At 60.8% G+C, this 21,356-nt stretch carries 23 protein-coding genes; 13 read left to right on the top strand and 10 right to left on the bottom strand.

Annotated elements, in window-relative coordinates; all coding sequences use genetic code 11:
• On the top strand, positions 1 to 698 hold a 698-nt coding region (locus tag HBO41_RS21435; protein ID WP_169987616.1), incomplete at its 5' end, for an ABC transporter permease subunit.
• The gene (locus tag HBO41_RS21430; RefSeq protein WP_056860728.1) at positions 695 to 1,579 is read left to right on the top strand and encodes an ABC transporter permease subunit; all 885 of its coding nucleotides are present in this window, start codon (positions 695 to 697) and stop codon (positions 1,577 to 1,579) included. The genes HBO41_RS21435 and HBO41_RS21430, both read left to right, overlap by 4 nt.
• Positions 1,580 to 1,710: 131 nt before the next feature.
• Here HBO41_RS21430 and HBO41_RS21425 read toward each other — a convergent pair whose 3' ends face one another.
• Positions 1,711 to 2,352 carry an HD domain-containing protein gene (locus tag HBO41_RS21425; RefSeq protein ID WP_169987614.1) on the bottom strand — a complete coding sequence of 214 codons (642 nt, stop codon included), beginning with the start codon at positions 2,350 to 2,352 and terminating at the stop codon, positions 1,711 to 1,713.
• Between the two features lie 256 nt (positions 2,353 to 2,608).
• Between HBO41_RS21425 and HBO41_RS21420 the strand changes: the two genes are divergently transcribed.
• A complete protein-coding gene (locus tag HBO41_RS21420) occupies positions 2,609 to 3,574 on the top strand; it encodes a GlxA family transcriptional regulator (RefSeq protein WP_017139527.1) in 966 nt (321 codons plus the stop codon).
• Here HBO41_RS21420 and HBO41_RS21415 read toward each other — a convergent pair.
• A complete protein-coding gene (locus HBO41_RS21415; protein ID WP_017139526.1) occupies positions 3,552 to 3,905 on the bottom strand; it encodes a carboxymuconolactone decarboxylase family protein in 354 nt (117 codons plus the stop codon). The genes HBO41_RS21420 and HBO41_RS21415 overlap by 23 nt on opposite strands.
• A gap of 99 nt (positions 3,906 to 4,004) precedes the next feature.
• On the opposite strand from HBO41_RS21415, the gene HBO41_RS21410 reads away from it, so the two are divergent.
• Positions 4,005 to 4,913, top strand: a complete 909-nt coding sequence (locus HBO41_RS21410; RefSeq protein ID WP_017139525.1) for an AraC family transcriptional regulator — start codon at positions 4,005 to 4,007, stop codon at positions 4,911 to 4,913.
• A 106-nt stretch (positions 4,914 to 5,019) separates the two neighbouring features.
• Here HBO41_RS21410 and HBO41_RS21405 read toward each other — a convergent pair whose 3' ends face one another.
• Positions 5,020 to 7,374: a penicillin acylase family protein gene (locus HBO41_RS21405; protein WP_169987613.1), complete on the bottom strand. Its 2,355-nt coding sequence runs from the start codon at positions 7,372 to 7,374 to the stop codon at positions 5,020 to 5,022.
• Positions 7,375 to 7,532: 158 nt separating this feature from the next.
• Here HBO41_RS21405 and HBO41_RS21400 point away from each other — a divergent pair, with 158 nt between their 5' ends.
• Both HBO41_RS21400 and HBO41_RS21395 read left to right on the top strand, forming a co-directional pair.
• The gene (locus HBO41_RS21400; RefSeq protein ID WP_169987612.1) at positions 7,533 to 8,639 is read left to right on the top strand and encodes a GNAT family N-acetyltransferase; all 1,107 of its coding nucleotides are present in this window, start codon (positions 7,533 to 7,535) and stop codon (positions 8,637 to 8,639) included.
• The gene (locus HBO41_RS21395) at positions 8,636 to 9,514 is read left to right on the top strand and encodes a hypothetical protein (RefSeq protein ID WP_017139522.1); all 879 of its coding nucleotides are present in this window, start codon (positions 8,636 to 8,638) and stop codon (positions 9,512 to 9,514) included. Before HBO41_RS21400 ends, HBO41_RS21395 begins: the two co-directional genes overlap by 4 nt.
• Here the strand turns inward: HBO41_RS21395 and HBO41_RS21390 are convergent.
• From HBO41_RS21390 to HBO41_RS21375, 4 genes are all read right to left on the bottom strand, one after another.
• Positions 9,492 to 10,709 (bottom strand): DegT/DnrJ/EryC1/StrS family aminotransferase, encoded by a 1,218-nt coding sequence (locus tag HBO41_RS21390; protein WP_169987610.1) that lies wholly within the window; start codon positions 10,707 to 10,709, stop codon positions 9,492 to 9,494. The two genes, HBO41_RS21395 and HBO41_RS21390, sit on opposite strands and share 23 nt — an antisense overlap.
• Complete coding sequence (locus tag HBO41_RS21385) at positions 10,706 to 11,119, bottom strand: multidrug efflux SMR transporter (RefSeq protein ID WP_017139520.1); 414 nt, start codon at positions 11,117 to 11,119, stop codon at positions 10,706 to 10,708. Before HBO41_RS21385 ends, HBO41_RS21390 begins: the two co-directional genes overlap by 4 nt.
• Positions 11,119 to 11,475 carry an EamA family transporter gene (locus HBO41_RS21380; RefSeq protein WP_169987608.1) on the bottom strand — a complete coding sequence of 119 codons (357 nt, stop codon included), beginning with the start codon at positions 11,473 to 11,475 and terminating at the stop codon, positions 11,119 to 11,121. Before HBO41_RS21380 ends, HBO41_RS21385 begins: the two co-directional genes overlap by 1 nt.
• A gap of 94 nt (positions 11,476 to 11,569) precedes the next feature.
• On the bottom strand, positions 11,570 to 12,148 hold the full coding sequence (locus HBO41_RS21375; protein ID WP_017139518.1) for a DUF6436 domain-containing protein: 579 nt from the start codon (positions 12,146 to 12,148) through the stop codon (positions 11,570 to 11,572).
• 99 nt (positions 12,149 to 12,247) lie between these two features.
• On the opposite strand from HBO41_RS21375, the gene HBO41_RS21370 reads away from it, so the two are divergent.
• Positions 12,248 to 13,189 (top strand): alpha/beta hydrolase, encoded by a 942-nt coding sequence (locus HBO41_RS21370; RefSeq protein WP_169987624.1) that lies wholly within the window; start codon positions 12,248 to 12,250, stop codon positions 13,187 to 13,189.
• A 39-nt stretch (positions 13,190 to 13,228) separates the two neighbouring features.
• Here the strand turns inward: HBO41_RS21370 and HBO41_RS21365 are convergent, their stop codons facing one another.
• Positions 13,229 to 13,981, bottom strand: coding sequence for a DUF2059 domain-containing protein (locus HBO41_RS21365; protein WP_099550310.1), 753 nt, complete (start codon positions 13,979 to 13,981; stop codon positions 13,229 to 13,231).
• Between the two features lie 131 nt (positions 13,982 to 14,112).
• Here HBO41_RS21365 and HBO41_RS21360 point away from each other — a divergent pair, with 131 nt between their 5' ends.
• The gene (locus HBO41_RS21360) at positions 14,113 to 14,745 is read left to right on the top strand and encodes a 2OG-Fe(II) oxygenase (RefSeq protein ID WP_099550311.1); all 633 of its coding nucleotides are present in this window, start codon (positions 14,113 to 14,115) and stop codon (positions 14,743 to 14,745) included.
• Between the two features lie 2 nt (positions 14,746 to 14,747).
• Positions 14,748 to 15,230 (top strand): DUF523 domain-containing protein, encoded by a 483-nt coding sequence (locus tag HBO41_RS21355; protein WP_169987606.1) that lies wholly within the window; start codon positions 14,748 to 14,750, stop codon positions 15,228 to 15,230.
• Positions 15,231 to 15,331: 101 nt separating this feature from the next.
• On the opposite strand, the gene HBO41_RS21350 is transcribed toward HBO41_RS21355, so the two are convergent.
• Complete coding sequence (locus tag HBO41_RS21350; protein WP_169987604.1) at positions 15,332 to 15,805, bottom strand: transporter substrate-binding domain-containing protein; 474 nt, start codon at positions 15,803 to 15,805, stop codon at positions 15,332 to 15,334.
• 133 nt (positions 15,806 to 15,938) lie between these two features.
• Between HBO41_RS21350 and HBO41_RS21345 the strand changes: the two genes are divergently transcribed.
• Positions 15,939 to 16,379 carry a DUF4399 domain-containing protein gene (locus HBO41_RS21345; RefSeq protein WP_017139512.1) on the top strand — a complete coding sequence of 147 codons (441 nt, stop codon included), beginning with the start codon at positions 15,939 to 15,941 and terminating at the stop codon, positions 16,377 to 16,379.
• A gap of 61 nt (positions 16,380 to 16,440) precedes the next feature.
• Here the strand turns inward: HBO41_RS21345 and serA are convergent, their stop codons facing one another.
• Complete coding sequence (serA, locus tag HBO41_RS21340) at positions 16,441 to 17,670, bottom strand: phosphoglycerate dehydrogenase (protein WP_017139511.1); 1,230 nt, start codon at positions 17,668 to 17,670, stop codon at positions 16,441 to 16,443.
• A gap of 365 nt (positions 17,671 to 18,035) precedes the next feature.
• On the opposite strand from serA, the gene HBO41_RS21335 reads away from it, so the two are divergent.
• From HBO41_RS21335 to HBO41_RS21325, 3 genes are all read left to right on the top strand, one after another.
• Entirely contained in the window at positions 18,036 to 19,430 is a 1,395-nt protein-coding gene (locus HBO41_RS21335) for an FAD-binding oxidoreductase (RefSeq protein ID WP_169987602.1), read from the top strand.
• 21 nt (positions 19,431 to 19,451) lie between these two features.
• Positions 19,452 to 20,117 (top strand): fumarylacetoacetate hydrolase family protein, encoded by a 666-nt coding sequence (locus HBO41_RS21330; RefSeq protein WP_017139509.1) that lies wholly within the window; start codon positions 19,452 to 19,454, stop codon positions 20,115 to 20,117.
• A gap of 245 nt (positions 20,118 to 20,362) precedes the next feature.
• Positions 20,363 to 21,286, top strand: a complete 924-nt coding sequence (locus HBO41_RS21325; RefSeq protein ID WP_169987600.1) for an SdiA-regulated domain-containing protein — start codon at positions 20,363 to 20,365, stop codon at positions 21,284 to 21,286.
• Positions 21,287 to 21,356: the final 70 nt, after the last annotated feature.

Genomic DNA, 21,356 nt, shown 5'->3' with positions numbered 1-21,356 from the left:
ACGCGATGCTCGGCGACGATGAGTTGTACATCGCCGCCTACCTCGGCTCGCTGAAGATGGCGTTTTTCAGCACGATTTTGTGCCTGTTGATCGGCTACCCGATGGCCTACGCCATTGCCAGCGCGCGCAAAGAGATGCAGACCGTGCTGGTGCTGCTGATCATGATGCCGACCTGGACCGCGATCCTGATCCGCGTGTATGCGTGGATGGGCATCCTCAGCAACAACGGGTTGCTCAACGGCTTCCTGATGTCCATCGGGCTGATCAACGAGCCGCTGCAGATCCTCAACACCAACATTGCGGTGTATATCGGCGTGGTCTATTCGTACCTGCCGTTCATGATCCTGCCGCTGTACGCCAACCTGGTTAAACACGACCAGAGCCTGCTGGAAGCCGCATCGGACCTGGGTTCGAGCACCTTCAACAGCTTCTGGAAAATCACCGTGCCGCTGTCCAAGAACGGCATCATCGCCGGTTGCATGCTGGTGTTTATCCCGGTGGTGGGCGAGTTCGTGATTCCTGAACTGCTCGGCGGCCCGGAAACCCTGATGATCGGTAAAGTGCTGTGGCAAGAATTCTTCAACAACCGTGACTGGCCGGTGGCGTCTGCCCTGGCGGTGGTGATGCTGGCGATCCTGATCGTGCCGATCATCCTGTTTAACCGCAGCCAAGCCAAAGAGATGGAGGGCAAGATATGAAGCGCTTCAGTTTCTCGAGTTTCATGCTGGTAGCGGGGTTGCTGTTTATCTACCTGCCGATGCTGATCCTGGTGATCTACTCGTTCAACGAATCCAAACTGGTGACGGTGTGGGGCGGTTGGTCGATCAAGTGGTACGTGGGCTTGCTGGACAACACCCAGTTGATGGGCTCGGTGGCACGCTCTCTGGAAATCGCCTGCTACACCGCCGTTGCGGCGGTGGCATTGGGTACGCTGGCGGCGTTCGTGCTGACCCGTATCAGCCACTTCAAGGGCCGCACGCTGTTCGGCGGCCTGGTGACTGCGCCATTGGTGATGCCCGAAGTGATCACCGGTCTGTCGCTGTTGCTGCTGTTCGTGGCGATGGCGCAGATGATCGGCTGGCCCCAGGAACGTGGCATCGTCACCATCTGGATCGCCCACACCACGTTCTGTGCGGCGTATGTGGCGGTCGTGGTGTCGGCGCGCTTGCGTGAGCTGGACCTGTCGATCGAAGAAGCGGCGATGGACTTGGGTGCACGGCCATGGAAGGTGTTCTTCCTGATCACCATCCCGATGATCGCGCCGTCCCTGGCAGCGGGCGGCATGATGTCGTTCGCGCTGTCGCTGGACGACCTGGTACTGGCCAGCTTCGTGTCGGGGCCGGGTTCGACTACGTTGCCGATGGAAGTGTTCTCGGCAGTACGTCTGGGGGTTAAACCCGAGATCAACGCCGTGGCCAGTTTGATTCTGCTGGCGGTGTCGCTGGTGACCTTCCTGGTGTGGTTCTTCAGCCGTCGGGCCGAAGAGATGCGCAAGAAGGCGATCCAACAAGCCATCGAAGAAGCGGCGGCGGACGGTTGGCAGCAACCGGACAAGCGCCGGGCGCCTGCGCCGGTCTAACTGGCGCAACACGTAAACAATGTGGGAGCTGGCTTGCCTGCGATAGCGGTGTGTCAGTCGAAGGATGAGTCGACTGACATGGCCTTATCGCAGGCAAGCCAGCTCCCACATTTGATTGCATTTCAAGTCAGCTATGCAGCCCATGGCGATTTGCGAATCACCTCGACAAAATTCATCGGCTTGAACCCCGGCTCCTGGTCCACCAACACATCGGTCTTCACGTTGCCAAACGTGGTCTGCGGGCGATGGCGCAAGCCGTCGGCAAACGCGCAGATGATGCATTCCTTGAACTCTTCGCCGCGTGGATGCGCATGCACCACGGCCTCGCGCTGCACGCTGGAAAAGGCGGCGTAGTCCATGCCCAGCACGTCCATCTCAACGCCTGCAGTCACCAGTGCTACGGTCGGGCGCAAGTGCTGCGGTACACCCGGCGTGGTGTGCAGGGCGATCGACAGCCAGACTTGTTCGATATCGTCATCGCTCAGCCCGTAAGGCTTGAGGAACGCGGCCGCTGCATTGGCGCCGTCCACTTCGAAACGCTCGTTGTCACTGCGATGGCCTTCGACCAGGCCCAGGTCATGGAACATCGCGCCGACGTAAAGCAGCTCCGGGTTGTAGGCCAGTTGCTTGCGCTCACCGCTCAACGCACCGAACAGAAACACCCGGCGCGAGTGGTGGTACAGCAGGTCGGACTCGACGTCGCGGATGTATTCGGTAGTGGCCTTGGCCAGGGCGCTGTCCGGGATCTGGATGCCGGCGATGGAGTTGCTCATGGTCGTTCTCCTCAACAAAGCGCCGGGGGCGGCGCCGATGAGTGAAGTCTGGTCGCGTGCCCGCGATGGGGCTATCGCGGCGAGGGTGCGATGTCGGCCAATGTGGCTCGATATCAAGCCACATGCGGTCAAATGTGGGAGCTGGCTTGCCTGCGATGCTGACGACTCGGTCTGTCAGTTAGACTGAGGGGAGGCCATCGCAGGCAAGCCAGCTCCCACAGGGGTTTATGTTCCTCCAGTAGAAGGTGTGTTGTTCATGGGCAAAACCGTCGCCATCCTGATCTTCCCCGGCGTCCAGTCACTGGACGTGACCGGCCCCATGGATGTGTTCTGCGAGGCCAACCGTTTCCTGCTGCCCGAAGACCATTATCAGCTTGAAGTGATCGGCCTGGGCCACGGTACGATGGCCGCCTCTAACGGCCTTTCATTGCAGGCCCATCGGCATTACCCCGAAGCCCTGCAAGCCTACGACTTGCTGCTGGTCGCTGGTGGCCCTCAGCTGCCCTTCGAGGATTTCGGCGCCCAGTTTGATGATTGGCTGCGCGGTGCCGCCGCACGCGCACAGCGCTTTGGCTCGATCTGCAATGGCGCCTTCATGCTGGCGCGCGCCGGGTTGCTCGATGGCAAAACCGTCACCACGCACTGGAACGATGCCGCCGACCTGGCGCGCCTGTGCCCCTCGGCCCAGGTGGATGCCGACCGTCTCTACGTGCAGGACGGTAATCTCTACACCTCGGCGGGCGTCACGGCTGGCATCGACCTGTCGCTGTACCTGCTGGCCCAGGATCACGGCCCGGAAGTTGCGCTGAGCGTGGCCAAGCGACTGGTGGTGTTCACCCAGCGCTCGGGCGGGCAGTCGCAGTTCAGCCCGTTCCTCACGCCTCACGCCGAAAGCACTTCGGCGGTGGCGTTGGTGCAGCTTTACGTACTGGCGAACTTGACCGGGGATTTGACCATTGCCGATCTGGCCAAGGCGGCCAACATGAGTGCGCGTAATTTCTCTCGGGTATTTGCTCGTGAGGCGCGCATAACGCCTGCCGAGTTTGTCGAGCGGGCGCGAGTGGACGCGGCGCGGGTGATGCTCGAAAGCAGCCCCGCACCGCTCAAGACTGTGGCCTATCAATGCGGTTTCCGTGACGCCCAGCACATGCGCAGTGTGTTCAACCGCCGGCTGGGCGTGACGCCGCAACAGTTCCGGCTTAACTTTGCGGCGCCGGTGTGAGCGTGTCGTAGGCTTCCAGCGCGCGCAGCGAATAGATGTACGCAGCACCGGCATTCAGCGAGATGGCGGTGGCCAGGGTGGCGGCAACTTCTTCTCGGGTCGCGCCGGCCTTGATCGCCGCGTCGGCATGCGCGGCGATACAGCCGTCGCAGCGCGTGGTGATGGCCACGGCGATGGAAATCAGCTCACGGGTCTTGGCGTCGAGTACTTGGTTTTCCTCGGCAGCCTCGCCCAGCGCCATGTAGGCTTTGACCATCTTCGGGTTGCTCTTGCCCAGCGCGCCAAAGGTTTTATTCACGTTAGCAAGCAAGTTGGACCAGTTATTGAACATTGCGGTAACTCCTGAACGGGTTGGGTGTGAAGCCAGTGTGCGCGGTTCAGGTTTGGCGCTTTTGTTCGATCCACTCACCTTTTTGACCGATGCTCGCAAATGAACTCCATCGACACCCTGATTGCGTTGGCCAACCTGCGCGGCAGTCTGGATCTGCGCTGCCAGTTCCAGGGCGCGTGGGCCATGGACCACGGGCCTGAGCCGCTGGGCGTGGCGCCGTATCACATTGTGCTGGCGGGCACCTGCCACGCCGAGTTGTCGGGCGGCCAGCAGGTGACGCTGGAGGAGGGCGACATCCTGTTGATGCCCGGTGGCGCGACGCACCTGGTACGCAGCCAGGGCGCGCGGGTCAAGCCGGTGGCGCAGACCGTCATCGAGGGCGGCCTGTTGCCGATCCACCGCCTGGGAGGAGAGCAGCCGGACGTGGATATGCTCTGCGGCAACTTTCACTACAACCGCCAGTCGTTGTTGTTCAGTGCGTTGCCGGACTACCTGGTGGTGTCCAGCCGTGAGTGGCAGGGCGATGGGCAGTTGGCCGCGTTGATTGCTTTACTGCGCAGCGAAGCGGACGGCCAGCAACTGGGCGCACGCTCGTTTATCGACGCGCTGTCGTCGGCCTTGTTCACTCTGATCCTGCGCACCTGGCTGACCCGCCAGGCGCCGGTGGCGGGCACCTTCGCGTTGCTCGCCGACAAGCGCCTGAGCAAAGCCTGGCAGGCGATGCTGGCCGAGCCCGGCCATGAGTGGACCATCGACAGCCTGGCGGCAGCCGCCACCATGTCGCGGGCCACCTTCATGCGGGCGTTTGTGAAAGTCGCGGGCGTGTCGCCGTGGGTGCTGCTGACGCAGCTGCGCATGGAGTTGGCATTCAACCTGCTGCGCCAATCGCGCCTGAGCCTGCTGGATATCGCGGCGCAGGTGGGTTACCAGTCCCAGGCGGCGTTCAGCAAGAAGTTCAAGGAAACCTATGGCGAGGCGCCGGGGCGGATGCGGGCGAACACAGACTAACTGCGATAGCATCAACTCGGTCTGCCTGATGGACCGAGTTGATGCTATCGCAGGCAAGCCAGCTCCCACACAAGCCAGCTCCCACATTGATCGGGTTTACAGGCTGTTACCGGGCAGGCAACAGCTTCAGCGTGCCACGGGTATTCGCCGTCACCTCTTCCTCACTGAAATGCGCCTGCTCGTACCCACCCTCGATATAGGTTTCCGCCTGGTCGCCATAGTGCGAGTCAAACGGCACCCCGCTTTGCCCCACGGGGTTGATGGTCAATGCATGGGCCGGGTCGGCAAAGTCGATCAGGCGCCGGGTCGACGGGCCATAGGTCACGGGCCACGGCGCAGGGCCGATCATGGCCGATTGGTTATTCGGCACTTCGTGGGTGCCGGGCGCCGGGAATGGGCCGACGTTGAAAATCTTGTCCAGTGGCTTCTGCATGCCCAACGGATGCCCATGGGTCAGGGTATGGGCCTTGCCCCACTGCCATTGCGACGGGTCATCGCCAAAGGTGGCCTTGAGGTGCGCGAGGCTGTTGTCCCAGGCGAGTTTTACCGTGTCCGCGCGCTTGCCGTTCCACCATGGCGAGTCCGCCGAGGCGGCCAGGCGTGGCAGTGCGGCGTCGATCACCCGCGTGGTGATCAGGGTTTTGAACATCGCATCGCCCAGTTTCGGGTGGAAGGCCGCGTCGGTGAGGTTGAACAGAAACTGGTTGAACAGCGTGGCGCTGGTGGAGTCCAGCGGGTAGTCGCCTTTCCAGCTTGCAAGCTGCTCCACCAGTTTCAACTGCGCCGGGTCCTTGACCACTTCACGCAGCACCGGCAACAGCGGCGCCAGCAGGCGTGGGCCGTAGGCGGTGGTGGTGCCCAATTGCAAGGCCTGGCTGTTGTTCACGTCCCACTTCACGCTTTTATCGCTCAACTGCGTGTTCAACTGCTGGCCGCGGTCGGCGAGGTTGTAGTAACCAGGGATTTCCATGCCGGTGGGTGAGGCCGGTTGGGCGTTGGCCGACACCACATAACCACGGGCCGGGTTTTCTTCCTGTGGGTTGGCGCTGAACGGGTAGAAGCCCAATTTGTCCGCCTGGGCGGTGCTGCCGTCGAGAATGAATGCCGGGTTAACGCCGGCCGGGCGGATCGGCAACTGCGCCGCCGCCCACCAACCGATATCGCCCTTGGCATTCGCCCACACGATATTCAGGCCCGGCGCGGACACCTTGGCAGCGGCGGCGCGCACTTTGGCCAGGGTGTCGGCGCGGTTGAGTTCGTAGAAGCCTTCGAGGATAGGGTTTTCGGTGTCGAGGAACGCCCACCACATGGCAATCGGCGTGCTGCCGGCATTCTCGCCCAGCACGTCATTGATGATCGGGCCGTGGGGTGACTGACGCAGGGTGAGCGTCACCGGCGCCTGGCCCTTGACCGCAATCTGCTGTTCGCTGCTGGTCAGGTTGACCCATTGGCCGTGGTACCAGACCTGGTTGGGGTTGTCCGGGTTGACCTTTTCGGCGATCAGGTCGAGGTCATCGTTCTGGAACATGGTCAGGCTCCAGCCGAAATCCAGGTTGTGCCCCAAAAACGCCACCGGCACCAGTGCGTTGTGATAGCCGTACAGCTCAAAACCCGGCGCCGACAATTGCGCCTCGTACCACACCGACGGCACCGAGAAACGGATATGCGGGTCACCGGCCAGCAACGGTTTGCCGCTTTTGGTGCGGCTGCCGCTGATGGCCCAGGCGTTGCTGCCTTCGAACTGCGGCAAACCGTTGTCGGCCAGGGCCTTGTCGCTCAAGGTGGCAAGGGCGCCGAGGGATTTCCAGTCACTGGCGGCCAGGTTGAGGGCGCCCTTGGGTTGCCAGTCGAGGTCGAAGACTTTCAGGTAGTCGCTGCCGAGCTGGTCGCGCACGTAAGTCAGCAGCGGCTCGGTACGAAACGCGGCAGCAAAGCTGTAGGCCATATACCCGGCAACACTGATGGTGTCTTCGGCGGTAAACCGTCGTTTAGGAATGCCCAGCACGTCAAACTCCACGGGGCTGGCGTGGCTGTCCTGATATTGGTTGATGCCATCCAGGTAGGCTTGCAAGGCCTTCCAGGCTGCCGAGTCGTGGTCCATGTGCTCGACGTAACTCAAGGCGCGCTCGCGAATGCGCAGGCTGCGAAACAGCTTGTCGGTCTCCAGCACCTTCGGCCCCAGCACCTCGGCCAGCTCGCCACGGGCCAGGCGCCGCATGATTTCCATCTGGAACAGCCGGTCCTGGGCATGCACATAGCCCAGGGCGCGGTACAGGTCGGTCTCGTTCTCGGCGCGAATGTGCGGCACGCCACGGTCGTCATAACGCACCGTGACGGCGCCTTGCAGGTTGGCCAGTGTCTCGGTGCCCTGGCGGGTCGGTTGCTTGCTGTACACATACCAGCCAGCGCCGGCCAAGAGGGCGGCAATCAGGATAGCGAGCACGGTCAGGCTGCGTTTCATGGACGGTCCTTGAGTCAGTCACCTTGAAGGTCAACGGAGTCTAATCGGTTTGGTGAGAACTGCGGGAATTGCTGATACGCCGCAGCGACAGCCGAGGTTCAAGTGCCGAATGTGTCGAGTACGCTACTATTGCGCCGGTCATCTTTGAGCTTTTTTCCATGACTTGCGCCACGCAACCTACCCCAGACTCCAGCCGCCCCGAGGTTGCCTACGCGTGCTGCCTGGAAGCGCCCTCGTTGATCGGCCGGTTTTTGCAGCACCCGCCGGAGGGCTTTGACGCCCGGCTGTCCGCCCAGGGCCTGCCGTACTTCTTCACGCCATTTGACCTGCTGACGACGGCTGAAGACGAGTTCGTGAAGCGTGTGCGCGGCTGGCCCGGGTTTGGTCTTTGGAATGCGTGGCTGCGTATCGACAGCTGCTTTGTCGGCACCACGGTCAGCGAATATTCGCCATTGCCCCGCAACGTGTCACCCCAGGACCTCGCGCAGTGGCTGCAAGAAGAGTGCGCACCGCAGCGCAAACTCACGGTCGTCAAAGATGTGCCCTGCGACTCGCCGCTGCTGAGCGAGGCGGATAACCGCTACGCACAAGCCTTGATCGAGGACTGCACCCGGCGCGGCTTTATCAGCCTCGAAGGCCAGGCGCTGGCTTATGTGCCGATCAACTTCAGCAGCATCGACGAGTACCTGGCGCGTTTGTCCCACAGCCGTCGACGCAATATCCGACGCAAACTGCGCAGCCGCGAGGCGTTGCGGGTGGAAGTCCTGGACACTGGCGATGCGCGCTTCAACGATGAGGCGTGGCTTGCGCAGTTGTACGGCCTGTACAAGGCGGTGTACGACCAGAGCGAGATTCACTTTGACCTGTTGACCCCGGCGTTTTTCCGCAGCTTGTTGCAGGACGCCGCCAGCAACGGGCGGGTGTTCTGCTACTGGCACTGCGACGAACTGATCGGCTACAACCTGTGCTACGTAGAGGGCGACAAGCTGCTCGACAAGTACATCGGGCTCAACTACCCACAAGCGTTGGAATTCAACCTGTACTTCGTCAGCTGGTTTGTGAACCTGGAATACGCCGTGGCCAATGGGCTGAAATTTTATGTGGCGGGTTGGACCGACCCGCAGGTCAAGGCCAGCCTCGGCGCCGACTTTACCTTCACCCGTCATCTGGTCTGGATCCGCAACCCGTTGCTGCGCAAGCTTGGCAACCGTTTCCGCCATCACTTTGAAAGCGATGCGCAGTGGCAGCAGGAGAAATCCCAATGAGCCAGGACCGCGCGCCGCTGATCCTCGATTTTGACAGTGCCGTGAGTGACATTCCCGGCGCGATTACCTTGCCCATGCAGGCCTGGCAGGAAAAAATCCGCTTCGGTTGCCGCTGGGCGCAGTTCAAGGAGCTGGAAACCGCCCTGCACGCGCAGATGCCCAGCGATTACGGCTGTGTGTTCACCGGCAGCGGCGATTATCACCACCTCAGCCAGCTGCTGTTGAACCGCCTGCCGACGCAGCAGAAATTCCAACTGATCATTTGCGACAACCACCCTGACAACATGCGCTACCCGTTCGGCATCCATTGTGGCTCATGGGTTTACTGGGCCAGCCGTTTGCCACAGGTCGAGCATGTGCATGTGTTGGGCATCGGTTCCCAGGATATCGGCCTGGGCCATGCCTGGGAGAATCACTGGTCGCCGCTGCTCAAGCGCAAGCTGACTTACTGGAACGTCAACGTCGACACGCGCTGGATGAACTGGATCGGCGCCGGGCGCAGCAACCGTGCGTTCGGCAACGCCGATGAGCTGATGCGTGCGTTCCTCGCGCAGTTCGACCGTTCACTGCCGGTTTACCTGTCCATCGACAAAGACGTGCTGAGCCCCGAAGTGGTCAACACCAATTGGGACCAGGGCGAGTTTCTGGAGCAGCATTTGAACGATCTGATCGACGCTTGCCAGGGCCGGATCATCGGGGCGGACATCACCGGCGATGTGTCGGCTTACCACTATGAGAGCAAGTTCAAACGCTGGTTAAGTGCCTCCGATGGCCAGGAAGAACTGCCGCCGGCGCAGGTGCAGATCTGGCAACAGCAGCAGAACGAGCTGAATGGCCGGCTGGTGGCGCGTATCAATCAGGGGTGGCGACAATAGCTTTTAGCTGGGCGAATACGCTTTCGAAGTGTTCGTCCGTCAGCCAATGGCTGTTGCTGATCGACAGGGTGCGGCTGGCAAATGCCTGGGCCTGGCTAATGTCGCCGCCCGGTTGCAACAGCGGGACGACGGCGGGGTAGTCCGGCAAGGTGTGGATAAACAGGCGGGTCACGCCGAGCCCGGATGTCCACAGTTGCGCCATGGCGGCATCACGCGCCTGCGCGGTCGGCATCAGCACCATCAAAAACGGCCAGGTGCCTTGCTGCCCCAGCCGGTCCATGATCACCGCGACGCCGGGTAAGTCATTCAAGCGCGCCGCCCGGCGTAAGGCGCGGGTACGGCCTTGTTGCAAGTAGTCAGGCAAGCGCGCCAGTGCGGCGGCGCCGACCTTCTGCCGATAACCGCCGAGGCGGTGCAGCGGGATATCGTTGAACGAAAAATCATCACCCACGGCGGCCACTTCATCACCCTGTGCCAGCGCCGTGCGCAACGCCTTGCCATACACGTAGTGCAAGCCGCGCGGTTGGTAAAGCAGCGCGTAACCCCAGAGTTCGGCGCTACGTTGCAGCTCCCAGCGCAGGCTGAAGGGCAGGTCCTGCGCGCACTGACGGTGCAATGCCTGATGCAGCACCGGGTCGCGGCTGAACAGCACACCGCCTTCGGCTGTGGTCAGGCCTTTGCCCAGCGCCAGGCTGAAAAACCCCACATCGCCTTTGAGCCCGACGCTGCGGCCATCGTCGAGGGCGCCCAGGGCTTGGGCGGCGTCTTCGATCACCACGGCGCCGACTGATTCGGCAATACGCTTGGCGGCGTCCACATCGGCCACGCGCCCGGCCAGGTGGGTGACCACCACGGCCAGGGTGCTGTCGTCGCACAGTTGCTTGAGGTGTTGCTCGTCGAGGTCAATGCTGCCGGGCTGCAAATCACAGGGCACCACCCGTAACGGCGGGCAGTAATGCGCGGCCAATGCCACCAATGGGCAGGTGTACGCAGGCACAATCAGCCGAGTGCGGCCAGGCATGCGCTGCTGCAACACGCGCAAGGCGATGATCAGCGCGGCGGTGCCGGAGCAGGGCAGTGCAGGCAGTGGAATCGAAAACTGGCGGGCCAGCGACTGGGCGAGGTCGCCCGATAAACTGAGCAAGTCCCGCCCGCGCAAGGGCAGGCCGGCGGTGGGCGGGATTTCTTTGTTCATGACACCAGTGGCTGCGAAGGTTCGGCCTCGACGGTTTTGCTCTCTTTGTCTTCACTGCGCGCCAGGCACAGGATGCCCGCGATGATCAGCGCGCCGCCGATGATTTTCGGCCAGGTCAGGGTGTCATCGAACAGCCAGACCGAGATCAGCGTCACGCTGATCAACTCCAGGTGCGAGGCCGCAAACGCCGGGCCTACCGGGGCGTATTTGAGCAAGGTCATCCAGGTAAAAAACGCGCCGATATAGCCGACAAAGGCGCCGTAGATCCACGGTGCGCCAAACACCCGGGCCAGCCACGCGACGTCCATGGTCAACGGTTCGGCATGCACCGAGGCAAATTTGAAACTGACCTGCGCCAAGGTGTCGAAAATGATCAGCGCGAGAAAACCCAGGATATAAAAACGTTTCATCATTCAAACCCTACGACGGTCACGCCACAGGCGATCAGCATGATGCCGATCAACCGCCATTTGCTCAGGCTTTCCTTGAACAGGAAACGCCCGGCAATCATGATCACCACAATGTTGATCGAACCCAGCATCACGCCGACCGACAACGGCACCAGCGTCAGGAACGCCAGCCACAACACGAATTCGAAGACATAGCAGATCATCCCCAGCCAGATCCACGGGCGCTTGAGCATGTGTTTCCAGTGGGCGAGGCCGTCATGCTCGGCGCTGGCCGAGGCGGCGGCTTTGAACGCCAGTTGGCCGGACGTATCGACGATAACGTTGAGCATCCAGAGGATGATGGTTAACTGGCTCATGGAGTCTCGCGTCTGCTTGCAATGTCACTGGACGCTTACAATACAGGAGCCTGCCGGCCAGGTTATCGGAGTTTGCCGGTCAAACAGCCAGCGTTCAGTTTGACGCCTTGCTCCACTGGCAATAGCAGCCCACCGCCAGGGTGTGGGTGGCATCGACTTCGCGCCCGGCCTCCAGGGCTTTGAGGATAGGCTCGATAAAGCTGTTGCTCGAATTGCACGTCAGCCCTTCGCTGTACGGCCCGAAGTACGCGAGTTTGCCGCTGCGATCCCAAATGCCTACGGCCGGAGTCGCCGGCACTTGGTCGGCGCCGAGCAGGGCATTGAGCGGTTTCATCTTGCGCAAATTGTCGGGCAGTTGGCCGTGGCTGCCGGCCTTTTGCAGGGCATAGAACTCGACGCCCTGGGGCGCGTATTGCTCGATCAGTTCGCCCAGGTGCTGCTGGTTGCCGACGTTGCAGGGGCAGGCCGGGTCCCAGAAGTGCACCAGGCGAATCGGGCCTGGGCCTGCCAGTTCGGCGGGCAGGCGCAGGGCATCACCGGAAAACACCGCGGTGTGTTCGCTGAATGCGCGCAAATAGCGGCCCTGGAACCAGTCATAAGCCGCCCACAGCACGCCGGCGCAGATGACCAACAGCAGGCCGGCAAACAAGGCGGAGCGGTAGGGTTGTCGCATTCGGAACTATCCTCGAAGGTCGCGTAGCTTGCCATGCTTGCCCTGACAGATGAATATCGCAGCTCGATATTCATCTTCACCGTCAGTCTGGAAGCCTTTATGCCTGTGAGTTTTGACCCCGATCATCTGCGCGAGAGCTTGCGGCCACTGGTGGATGCGCAACCGCTCAGCGCCGAGGCGCGGGTCTACCAGCGTTTCTATGGGCTGGACCTGGCGGCGCGCAAAGTACCCGTCGTGAGCCGTTTGGGCCGTTTTGAAGTGGATGGCTTCCAGGTGGTAGCGCAGGTGTGGTGGCCGTCTGCGCCGGTGGCGACAATGTTCATGTACCACGGCTTCTACGACCATATGGGCCTGTACCGGCATGTGGTGGACTGGGCGCTGGATCAAGGTTTTGTGGTGATTGCCTGCGACTTGCCGGGCCACGGTCTTTCCAGTGGCGAGCGCGCCAGCATTGACGATTTTGTGGTGTACCAGGACGTGGTGCAGGCGCTGTTTGCGCAGGCCCACAGCTTGCAACTGCCGCAACCGTGGCACCTGTTCGGGCAAAGCACTGGCGGTGCGGTGGTGGTGGACCATTTGCTCAACCACGGCGCCGACAGCCCGGCCCAGGGCAAGACCTTCCTGCTCTCGCCCCTGGTACGGCCGCGTGCATGGGGTTGGTCGCAGGTCAGCTATTACCTGCTGCGCCCGTTCGTCAAAGGCATTGCGCGGCGGTTCAGCGAGAACACCCACGATCCCAAGTTCAAACCCTTCCTGGAAGCTGACCCGCTACAGCCGCGCCAACTGCCGACCGCGTGGGTGGGCGCGCTGGCGCGTTGGATCAAACGCATCGAAGCTGCGCCGCAAAGCCCACGGCGGCCGGTGATCGTGCAGGGAGAGGAAGATATGACGGTGGACTGGCAGCACAACTTGCAGGTGCTGCGGAGCAAGTTCGACCAGCCGCAGGTGCTGATGCTGCCGCGTGGTCGGCATCACTTGGCCAATGAGATTCCCGAGATTCGCGAAGAGTACTTCAAATTCCTGACGGATCATCTGAAGTAACACCGTTCAAATGTGGGAGCTGGCCTGTTTCCACATTACTTATTGCGTCAGGCTGGAAGTGCTTTGACCTACTGCAAGTCCGGCGCGAATCGCGGCCAGCGCCGCCTTGTAATACGCCCGACCGTCCGGCGACTCCGCAAACGTGGCGAATTCTTCCAGTTCCGGGTCGGACAAATCTCGATAGACGTACAACAGTGTGTTGTTCAAGTCATTGCCGATCTGCTGCATCAGCCGCTCACGTTGGCCGTTCAACATGCCTTGCGCCTGACCGCCGCCCAACAGGCCGGGAATCATCTGGCTCAAACTGTCGGCTGCTACGCCGGCAATCGCCAGGCTGACTTCTGCGCCGGCTTCACGGGCCGGCAGCGCCTGGGCCAGGTGGCCGATGATCAGGCTGCGGGTGGCGTCGGCTTCGATGTGCGGCAGGCCCTTGGCATTTTTTGCCAACTGGTCGCGGCGCGTGGCCAGCAATTCAGCTGCAACGATTTTGCGACCCAACGGCGACTGGAAAAACGCCAGGGCAGGTTTCGGGTCCGCCAGGTTTTTGCGCAATTGCGCCTCGGCCCGCTGGTCCACGGCCTGGGCGGCGAAGCGTTTATTGCTGTTATCCACCAGCGCCTGGTACACCGCCGGCGGCAGGCTATTGCGATAGCGTTGCTGTGCGGCACTCAGGGCGTCATTAAAATGCGCACGTTGTTCGGCCCAGCCGGCGACCTTGTACAACTGGTCATGGCCGTCTGCCCAGGCGGGCAAAACGCAGAACATCAGCAAGGAAAAAAACAAACGACGCATAGGGACTCCTGTCAGTCGGCCACTATTGTCCGTGTCGGGCGTAGGATTTGTCGAGAAATCCTATCAGTCACCTGACTAAAGTGTGTTCAGACGCTCGGCGGCTCTGTCGGATTCATAGGCGTATGGATACTATGCGCGCCATGCAAATATCCCTCGAACACCCGCTGCTGCAACGCATCGTCGACGACCTGGCCGAAAAAGGTTGGTCGCAGCAGAACGGCTTCCTGCCCCAGGCTCTGACCCTGGAGTTGGCGGCTGAGTGCCGTAAACGTGCGGCTGAGGGTGAATTGGCCCCGGCGGCTGTAGGACGCGGCCCCGCGCAGGAGATACGCGAGGGTATTCGCGGCGACCATATCCAGTGGCTGGAGGAGGGCGACGCCGCTGTCTGCGAGAGCTACATGAGCGTGATGGACAGCCTGCGCCTGGCCATGAACCGCAGCCTGTTCCTGGGCCTGGAAGATTTCGAAAGCCACTTCGCGATGTACCCGCCAGGGGCGTTTTACCTCAAGCACCTGGACCGTTTTCGCGACGATGACCGGCGCATGGTCTCGGCAGTGGTCTATTTGAATGACGCCTGGTTACCTGAGCATGGCGGCCAGTTGCGCATGTACCTCAAGGGCGGCGTGGAATACGATGTGGTGCCCACCGGCGGTAGCCTGGTGGTGTTCCTGTCCGGGGAGGTGCCCCACGAAGTCCTGCCCGCCACGCGCGAACGCCTGTCCCTGACCGGCTGGTTTCGCCGACGCGGTAACGAGCCGTTTTAACCATGCAAAAGATTCTGATCAGCCGCTGCCTGCTCGGGCACAAGGTGCGCTACGACGGTGGCGCCAGCGGCCCCTTCGATCAATTGGCGGCCTGGCAGGCCGAAGGCCGGGTGGTTGCGATTTGCCCGGAAGTATCAGGCGGTTTGCCGACACCGCGTCCCTCCGCCGAGATCCCGGGCGGGCAGGGCATTGATGTGTGGGAAGGGCGTGCGCAAGTGCTGACGGCCGAGGGCGAAGACTTCAGCGCCGCCTTCCTCGACGGCGCCCGCCAGGCACTGGCGTTGGCGCAGCGGCATAACATCCGCATCGCGATTTTCAAGGCCAATAGCCCGTCCTGCGGCAATCTGCTGACCTATGACGGCACCTTCAGCGGCGTGAAGGTCAGCGGCGAAGGCGTGACGGCGGCGCTGCTCAAGCGCCATGGCGTGCGGGTGTTCAGTGAACTGGAGCTGCCTGAGGCGGCAATTGCCCTGGCACAACTTTGAGGTTCAACCCAGATCAAATGTGGGAGCTGGCTTGCCTGCGATAGCGGTGTCGACTGGCATGCCGCCATCGCAGGCAAGCCAGCTCCCACATCGACTGTGTTTCACTCAGGTGCAAACCACTTCTGCGTCAGCGCCTTCAAGCGACCATCGGCCTTCACCCGCTGTAATGCATTGTCCAGGCTGCTTTTGAATGCCGGGTTGCCTTTTTGGAATGGAATGGCCAGCTCAGGTGTTTGCTTATAGGCCTCACTGAAATCGAACCGATCCTGCAGCGCGGCAGTCATAGCAATATGGTTGATGGCCACGTCGAACTTGCCGCTTTCCACACCCGACAACAGGTCGGCGTCATCGACAGTGATGAACGAGGGGCGAACCTCCATTTCCTTGGCTAATTGTTCACCCAGCTCCACTTCAAAACCGGTTAGCTTGTCACCGTCCTTGAAGTTGTACGGCGGGGTGTTGGCCTCCAGGGCGATGCGCAGTTCGCCGCGATCAAACACGTCATCGATCAGTTCGGCGTGAGCCAGTGGGCTCAACAGGGGCAGTAAAAGTACAAGGCCAGGCACAAAGCGCATGGTCGCTCCTAAAGAATTTGTGCGTGCGAGGCGCCATTGAGCATCGCTTGCTATGGTGTTGAGTGCCTTGGACAGCAATTTGTCGCGAAGTTGTCATAACCCTACAGATTTCACCGTAAAACTGGAGAAGCGAATGAAAGCCCTTTTGTCCCGTGCAACCCTGGCCAGCCTCTTGCTGGGTGCTTCGATGTTGGCCACAGCCGCTGACGGTATCCCGCGCAGCGCACCACCGGAAGGCGCCAAAGTCTTTATCGTGTCGCCAAAAGACGGCGCCACCGTCGATAAAACCTTCACTGTGAAGTTCGGTATGGAAGGCCTGAAACTGGCGCCAGCGACCAGCCAGGACCCAGGCACCGGCCACCACCACCTGCTGATCGACCAGAAAGAACTGCCGGACGCCAGCGTGCCGATCCCGGCCACCGACACCGTGATCCACTACGGCAAGGCCCAGACCGAGACCGAGTTGACCCTCACCCCAGGCAAGCACACCTTGCAACTGGTAGCTGGCGACAAACTGCACATGCAGTTCAACCCGACTGTAGCCTCGAAAGTCATCACGGTTAACGTCAAGTAAGATTTGTTCAGACAAAAAAGGGAGCCCGAAAGGCTCCCTTTTTTATGCAGCGTTCAAAGCGTTAGAACAACACGCGGCTACGAATGGTGCCGTTGATGTGCTGCAGCTTCTCTTGCGCCAGGTCCGAGTACTCGGCGTCGACGTCGATAACCACGTAGCCAACCTTCTCGTTGGTCTGCAGGAATTGACCGGAGATGTTGATACCGTTTTCTGCGAAGACCTTGTTGATCTCCATCATCACGCCAGGGATGTTCTGGTGGATGTGCAGCAGGCGGTGCTTGCCAGGGTGAGCCGGCAGCGCCACTTCGGGGAAGTTGACCGAAGACACCGAGGTACCGTTGTCGCTGTACTTGACCAGCTTTTCCGACACTTCCAGGCCGATGTTGGCCTGAGCTTCAGCGGTGGAGCCGCCGATGTGCGGAGTCAGGATCACGTTGTCCAGGCCACGCAGCGGGCTTTCGAAGATGTCGTCGTTAGAGCGTGGCTCTACCGGGAACACGTCGATAGCGGCGCCGATCAGGTGCTTGTCCTTGATCGCGTCGGCCAGGGCGTCCAGCTTAACCACGGTGCCGCGTGCCGCGTTGATCAGGATGCCGCCCTTCTTGATGGCGCGGATTTCCTTCTCGCCGATCATCCACTGGGTTTCAGCGGTTTCCGGTACGTGCAGGGTGACGATGTCGGACATGCCCAGCAGCTCGGTCAGGCTCGCCACTTGGGTGGCGTTGCCCAATGGCAGCTTGGTCAGGGTGTCGTAGAAGAACACCTGCATCCCCAAGCCTTCGGCCAGCACCGACAACTGCGTGCCGATCGAGCCGTAACCGACGATACCCAGCTTTTTGCCGCGGATTTCGAAGGAGTTGGCCGCGCTTTTGATCCAGCCGCCACGGTGGCAGGAAGCGTTTTTCTCAGGAATGCCGCGCAGCAGCAGGATCGCCTCGGCCAGCACCAGCTCAGCAACGGAACGGGTGTTGGAGTACGGTGCGTTAAACACCGCGATACCGCGCTCGCGCGCAGCGTTTAGGTCGACCTGGTTGGTGCCGATGCAGAAACAGCCGACAGCCACGAGTTTCTTGGCGTGGTCGAAGATCTCTTCGGTCAGCTGAGTGCGGGAGCGAATGCCGATAAAGTGCGCGTCGGCGATCTTTTCCTTTAACTGGGCTTCCGGCAGAGAACTGGTGATGTACTCAATGCTGGAGTACCCAGCGGCTTTCAGTACGTCGACAGCCGATGGGTGGACGCCTTCCAGAAGAAGGAACTTGATCTTGCTCTTATCGAGAGAAGTCTTGCTCATCTGCGTAAACCTGTATCCCGGAGAAAAATGGCAGGGAATCGAGCAGCAGGATGTGCCCTGATTCACCAATACTGTTCCTGTTTGACGGCGTCTGTTGCCGCCATGCTGCGTTGCCGCTCCTCCCCATAGCAAGCTATGACTCGTCGCGGCGCCTTGCCTGACAACAACAGCCGCTCGTCAAACAGAAACGTATTGGCAAATCAGGGCACAGAGCTGACCCGGACGGCAGGAAAGCCGTCACCGCAGAACGCCCTTGGGCTCTGTCCTGCGGGGGCGGTATGCTAGCATACGTGCCCCGCTAAACACCCATTCCTGCGACGTGAAGCGTTCTCAGGATGACCATGAATTGTTCGAGAGTTCCGTCGATGACCCATCCTGCCCTGATTGATGAGCTGAAGACCCTGGTTGAGCCTGGCAAAGTGCTGACCGATGCAGACTCCCTGGAGGCTTACGGCAAGGATTGGACCAAGCACTTCGCCCCCGCGCCGACCGCTATCGTCTTTCCCAAGACCATCGAGCAGGTCCAAGCCATCGTCCGTTGGGCCAATGAAAACAAGGTGGCGCTGGTGCCATCGGGTGGTCGTACCGGTTTGTCGGCCGCTGCGGTGGCGGCCAATGGCGAAGTGGTCGTCTCATTCGACTACATGAACCAGATTCTCGACGTGAACCTCACCGACCGCACCGCCGTGTGCCAGCCGGGTGTGGTCACCAAGCAATTGCAGAACGTCGCCGAAGAAAAAGGCCTGTACTACCCGGTGGACTTCGCTTCGTCGGGTTCGAGCCAGATCGGCGGCAATATCGGCACCAATGCCGGCGGGATCAAGGTGATTCGCTACGGCATGACCCGCAACTGGGTGGCCGGCATGAAAGTGGTCACCGGCAAGGGTGACGTGCTGGAACTGAACCGCGACCTGATCAAGAACGCCACCGGCTACGACATGCGCCAGCTGTTTATCGGTGCCGAAGGGACGTTGGGCTTTGTGGTCGAAGCCACCATGCGCCTGGACCGTGCGCCGAAAAATCTCACCGCGATGGTGCTTGGTACCACTGATTTCGATTCGATCATGCCGGTATTGCACGCGTTCCAGAGCAAGCTGGACCTGACTGCCTTCGAATTTTTCTCCGACAAAGCCCTGGCCAAGGTCATGGGCCGTGGCGACGTGCCGGCTCCCTTTGAAACCGAGTGCCCGTTCTACGCGCTGCTGGAATTCGAAGCCACCACCGAAGAAGTTGCCAACCACGCCCTGGAAACCTTCGAGCACTGCGTAGAGCAGGGCTGGGTGCTGGACGGCGTGATGAGCCAGAGCGAAACCCAGCTGCTCAACCTGTGGAAACTGCGCGAGTACATCTCCGAGACCATTTCCCACTGGACGCCGTACAAGAACGACATTTCGGTCACTGTCTCCAAAGTGCCAGCGTTCTTGAAGGAAATTGATGCGATCGTCGGCGAACACTACCCGGACTTCGAAATCGTCTGGTTCGGCCATATCGGCGACGGCAACCTGCACCTGAACATCCTCAAGCCAGAAAACCTGAGCAAGGATGAGTTCTTCGCCAAGTGCGCCACCGTGAACAAGTGGGTGTTCGAGACCGTCCAGAAGTACAACGGCTCAATCTCTGCCGAACACGGCGTGGGCATGACCAAGCGCGATTACCTGACCTACAGCCGTTCCCCGGTTGAAATCGAATACATGAAAGCAGTGAAAGCGGTGTTCGACCCGAACGGGATCATGAACCCTGGCAAGATCTTCCCTGTTTAACCGCCCTGAAGGAGTCGTTTCATGAGCTACCAGCACAAGTATGTCGACGGCACCAACATCCACTTTCCCTTGGGCAAAGTGGTGTGCATCGGGCGTAACTACGCCGAACACGCCAAGGAATTGGACAACCCGGTGCCGACCGAACCGTTGCTGTTCATCAAGCCGGGCAGTTGCGTGGTCGCGCTGGAAGGCGGTTTCGCCATTCCGACCGAGCGCGGTTCGGTGCACTACGAAGCGGAAATCGCGGTGTTGATCGGCAAACCGTTGTCGACCAAGCCCAGCCGTGAAGAAGTGCTGGATGCCATCTCCGGCTTCGCTCCGGCCCTGGATTTGACCCTGCGCGATAAGCAAGCCGAGCTGAAAGCCAAGGGCTTGCCGTGGGAAATCGCCAAGTCTTTTGACGGCGCCGCCGTGATTGCCCCCTTTGTGGTCAGCAGCACCTTTGCCGACGTGACCGACATCGGCATTCGCCTGACCATCAACGGCGAAGTGCGCCAGGACGGCAATAGCTCGCAGATGCTCAACCCGATCGTCCCGATGATCCAGCACATGGCCGGCTGCTTCTCGCTGCAGGCGGGTGATGTGATCCTCACCGGCACTCCAGCCGGTGTAGGCCCGTTGAATGTGGGCGATGAGCTGGTGCTGGAATTGGGTGGCGGTAGCCGTTTCGAAAGCGTCGTTCGCTAAAGGCTGCATGCAATCAGCTGTGGGAGCTGGCTTGCCTGCGATAGCCTCGCCTCGGTCTAACTGAAAGACCGAGTCGTCTGCATCGCAGGCAAGCCAGCTCCCACACAAATCAGTTCCCACACTGGTTTACGCGCGCTTGGTTTTGCATTTTTTTCACACGCCATCCGGATAATCCCCAGCCTCCTGCGCGCGGGCCTGTTGATCCTGTGCTATCACATAAAGCTGACTCTGCGGAAAAGCGCTCAATGGCCGTGTCCCTGCCTACCCTCACTTCCAAGCCCCGTTCACGTTTTGCCCTGCGCTGGTATTCCTGGCTGTTTCTGGTCGGGGCCATTGTGTACGGCATTGCCTGGGCGATGCATTGGGACGACCGTGGGGTGCTGTGGATCGCTGAGCGGTTCGAAACCCCGGCCGAACGCCAGGCCAGCGTCTGGCTGCCGGATTACCACGCGGTGATCGATGGCAAATTGCTGCCCGGCATGGAAAAGGACGAGGCTTCGGACCTGTCCTACAACCCGCAGACCAAAACCCTGTTTTCCGTGATGGGCAAAAACCCTTTCCTGGTTGAGCTGAACCTGCAAGGCGATGTGTTGCGCAAGATGCCGCTCAACGGCTGGAACAACCCGGAAGGCGTGACAGTGATGGAAAACGGCCTGATGGCCATTGTCGACGAGCGCATGCACACCTTGAGCGTGGTGAACGTCGACGCCAGCACCCAGCAACTGAACTATGCCGACTTCAAGCACTATGACCTTGGCCCGTCCAAGGACCAGAACAAGGCATTTGAAGGTGTGACCTGGGACAAGCGCAACCAGCAGATCGTGCTCGGGGAAGAGCGCCCACCGGCGTTGTTCACCTGGAAAAGCGATGGCGCCACGCTGACCGGCGATAAGCAGAAGATCGCCAGCACCGAGCTGGACATGCGTAACCTCTCGGCCCTGGCCGTCGACCCGCGCACCGGGCATTTGCTGGTGCTGTCGGCCGATTCCCATCTGCTGCTGGAGCTGGACGCGCAGGGCGAGCAAGTCAGCTTCATGACCCTGCTGGGCGGCTTCAATGGCCTCAAACACACCATCCCGCGTGCCGAAGGCGTCACCATGGACGAAGCCGGCACCTTGTACATGGTCAGCGAACCCAACCTGTTCTATCGTTTCGAGAAGCAGAAATAGCCGACGATTACGTCGGATACTTCGCTATCAGCGGCATTCGCCAGACAGTCGACTGCGTTTAAGTTTAAAT

The organism is Pseudomonas sp. WS 5146 (assembly GCF_012985495.1).
Classification (GTDB): domain Bacteria; phylum Pseudomonadota; class Gammaproteobacteria; order Pseudomonadales; family Pseudomonadaceae; genus Aquipseudomonas; species Aquipseudomonas edaphica.
This window is presented reverse-complemented; position numbering and strand designations above follow the sequence as displayed.

Excerpts from the sequence above, each read along its gene's own strand:
- HBO41_RS21430 (WP_056860728.1), top strand. The coding sequence starts at position 695 with ATGAAGCGCTTCAGTTTCTCGAGTTTCATGCTGGTAGCGGGGTTGCTG.
- HBO41_RS21425 (WP_169987614.1), bottom strand. The coding sequence starts at position 2,352 with ATGAGCAACTCCATCGCCGGCATCCAGATCCCGGACAGCGCCCTGGCC.
- HBO41_RS21420 (WP_017139527.1), top strand. The coding sequence starts at position 2,609 with ATGGGCAAAACCGTCGCCATCCTGATCTTCCCCGGCGTCCAGTCACTG.
- HBO41_RS21415 (WP_017139526.1), bottom strand. The coding sequence starts at position 3,905 with ATGTTCAATAACTGGTCCAACTTGCTTGCTAACGTGAATAAAACCTTT.
- HBO41_RS21410 (WP_017139525.1), top strand. The coding sequence starts at position 4,005 with ATGAACTCCATCGACACCCTGATTGCGTTGGCCAACCTGCGCGGCAGT.
- HBO41_RS21405 (WP_169987613.1), bottom strand. The coding sequence starts at position 7,374 with ATGAAACGCAGCCTGACCGTGCTCGCTATCCTGATTGCCGCCCTCTTG.
- HBO41_RS21400 (WP_169987612.1), top strand. The coding sequence starts at position 7,533 with ATGACTTGCGCCACGCAACCTACCCCAGACTCCAGCCGCCCCGAGGTT.
- HBO41_RS21395 (WP_017139522.1), top strand. The coding sequence starts at position 8,636 with ATGAGCCAGGACCGCGCGCCGCTGATCCTCGATTTTGACAGTGCCGTG.
- HBO41_RS21390 (WP_169987610.1), bottom strand. The coding sequence starts at position 10,709 with ATGAACAAAGAAATCCCGCCCACCGCCGGCCTGCCCTTGCGCGGGCGG.
- HBO41_RS21385 (WP_017139520.1), bottom strand. The coding sequence starts at position 11,119 with ATGAAACGTTTTTATATCCTGGGTTTTCTCGCGCTGATCATTTTCGAC.
- HBO41_RS21380 (WP_169987608.1), bottom strand. The coding sequence starts at position 11,475 with ATGAGCCAGTTAACCATCATCCTCTGGATGCTCAACGTTATCGTCGAT.
- HBO41_RS21375 (WP_017139518.1), bottom strand. The coding sequence starts at position 12,148 with ATGCGACAACCCTACCGCTCCGCCTTGTTTGCCGGCCTGCTGTTGGTC.
- HBO41_RS21370 (WP_169987624.1), top strand. The coding sequence starts at position 12,248 with ATGCCTGTGAGTTTTGACCCCGATCATCTGCGCGAGAGCTTGCGGCCA.
- HBO41_RS21365 (WP_099550310.1), bottom strand. The coding sequence starts at position 13,981 with ATGCGTCGTTTGTTTTTTTCCTTGCTGATGTTCTGCGTTTTGCCCGCC.
- HBO41_RS21360 (WP_099550311.1), top strand. The coding sequence starts at position 14,113 with ATGCGCGCCATGCAAATATCCCTCGAACACCCGCTGCTGCAACGCATC.
- HBO41_RS21355 (WP_169987606.1), top strand. The coding sequence starts at position 14,748 with ATGCAAAAGATTCTGATCAGCCGCTGCCTGCTCGGGCACAAGGTGCGC.
- HBO41_RS21350 (WP_169987604.1), bottom strand. The coding sequence starts at position 15,805 with ATGCGCTTTGTGCCTGGCCTTGTACTTTTACTGCCCCTGTTGAGCCCA.
- HBO41_RS21345 (WP_017139512.1), top strand. The coding sequence starts at position 15,939 with ATGAAAGCCCTTTTGTCCCGTGCAACCCTGGCCAGCCTCTTGCTGGGT.
- serA (WP_017139511.1), bottom strand. The coding sequence starts at position 17,670 with ATGAGCAAGACTTCTCTCGATAAGAGCAAGATCAAGTTCCTTCTTCTG.
- HBO41_RS21335 (WP_169987602.1), top strand. The coding sequence starts at position 18,036 with ATGACCCATCCTGCCCTGATTGATGAGCTGAAGACCCTGGTTGAGCCT.
- HBO41_RS21330 (WP_017139509.1), top strand. The coding sequence starts at position 19,452 with ATGAGCTACCAGCACAAGTATGTCGACGGCACCAACATCCACTTTCCC.
- HBO41_RS21325 (WP_169987600.1), top strand. The coding sequence starts at position 20,363 with ATGGCCGTGTCCCTGCCTACCCTCACTTCCAAGCCCCGTTCACGTTTT.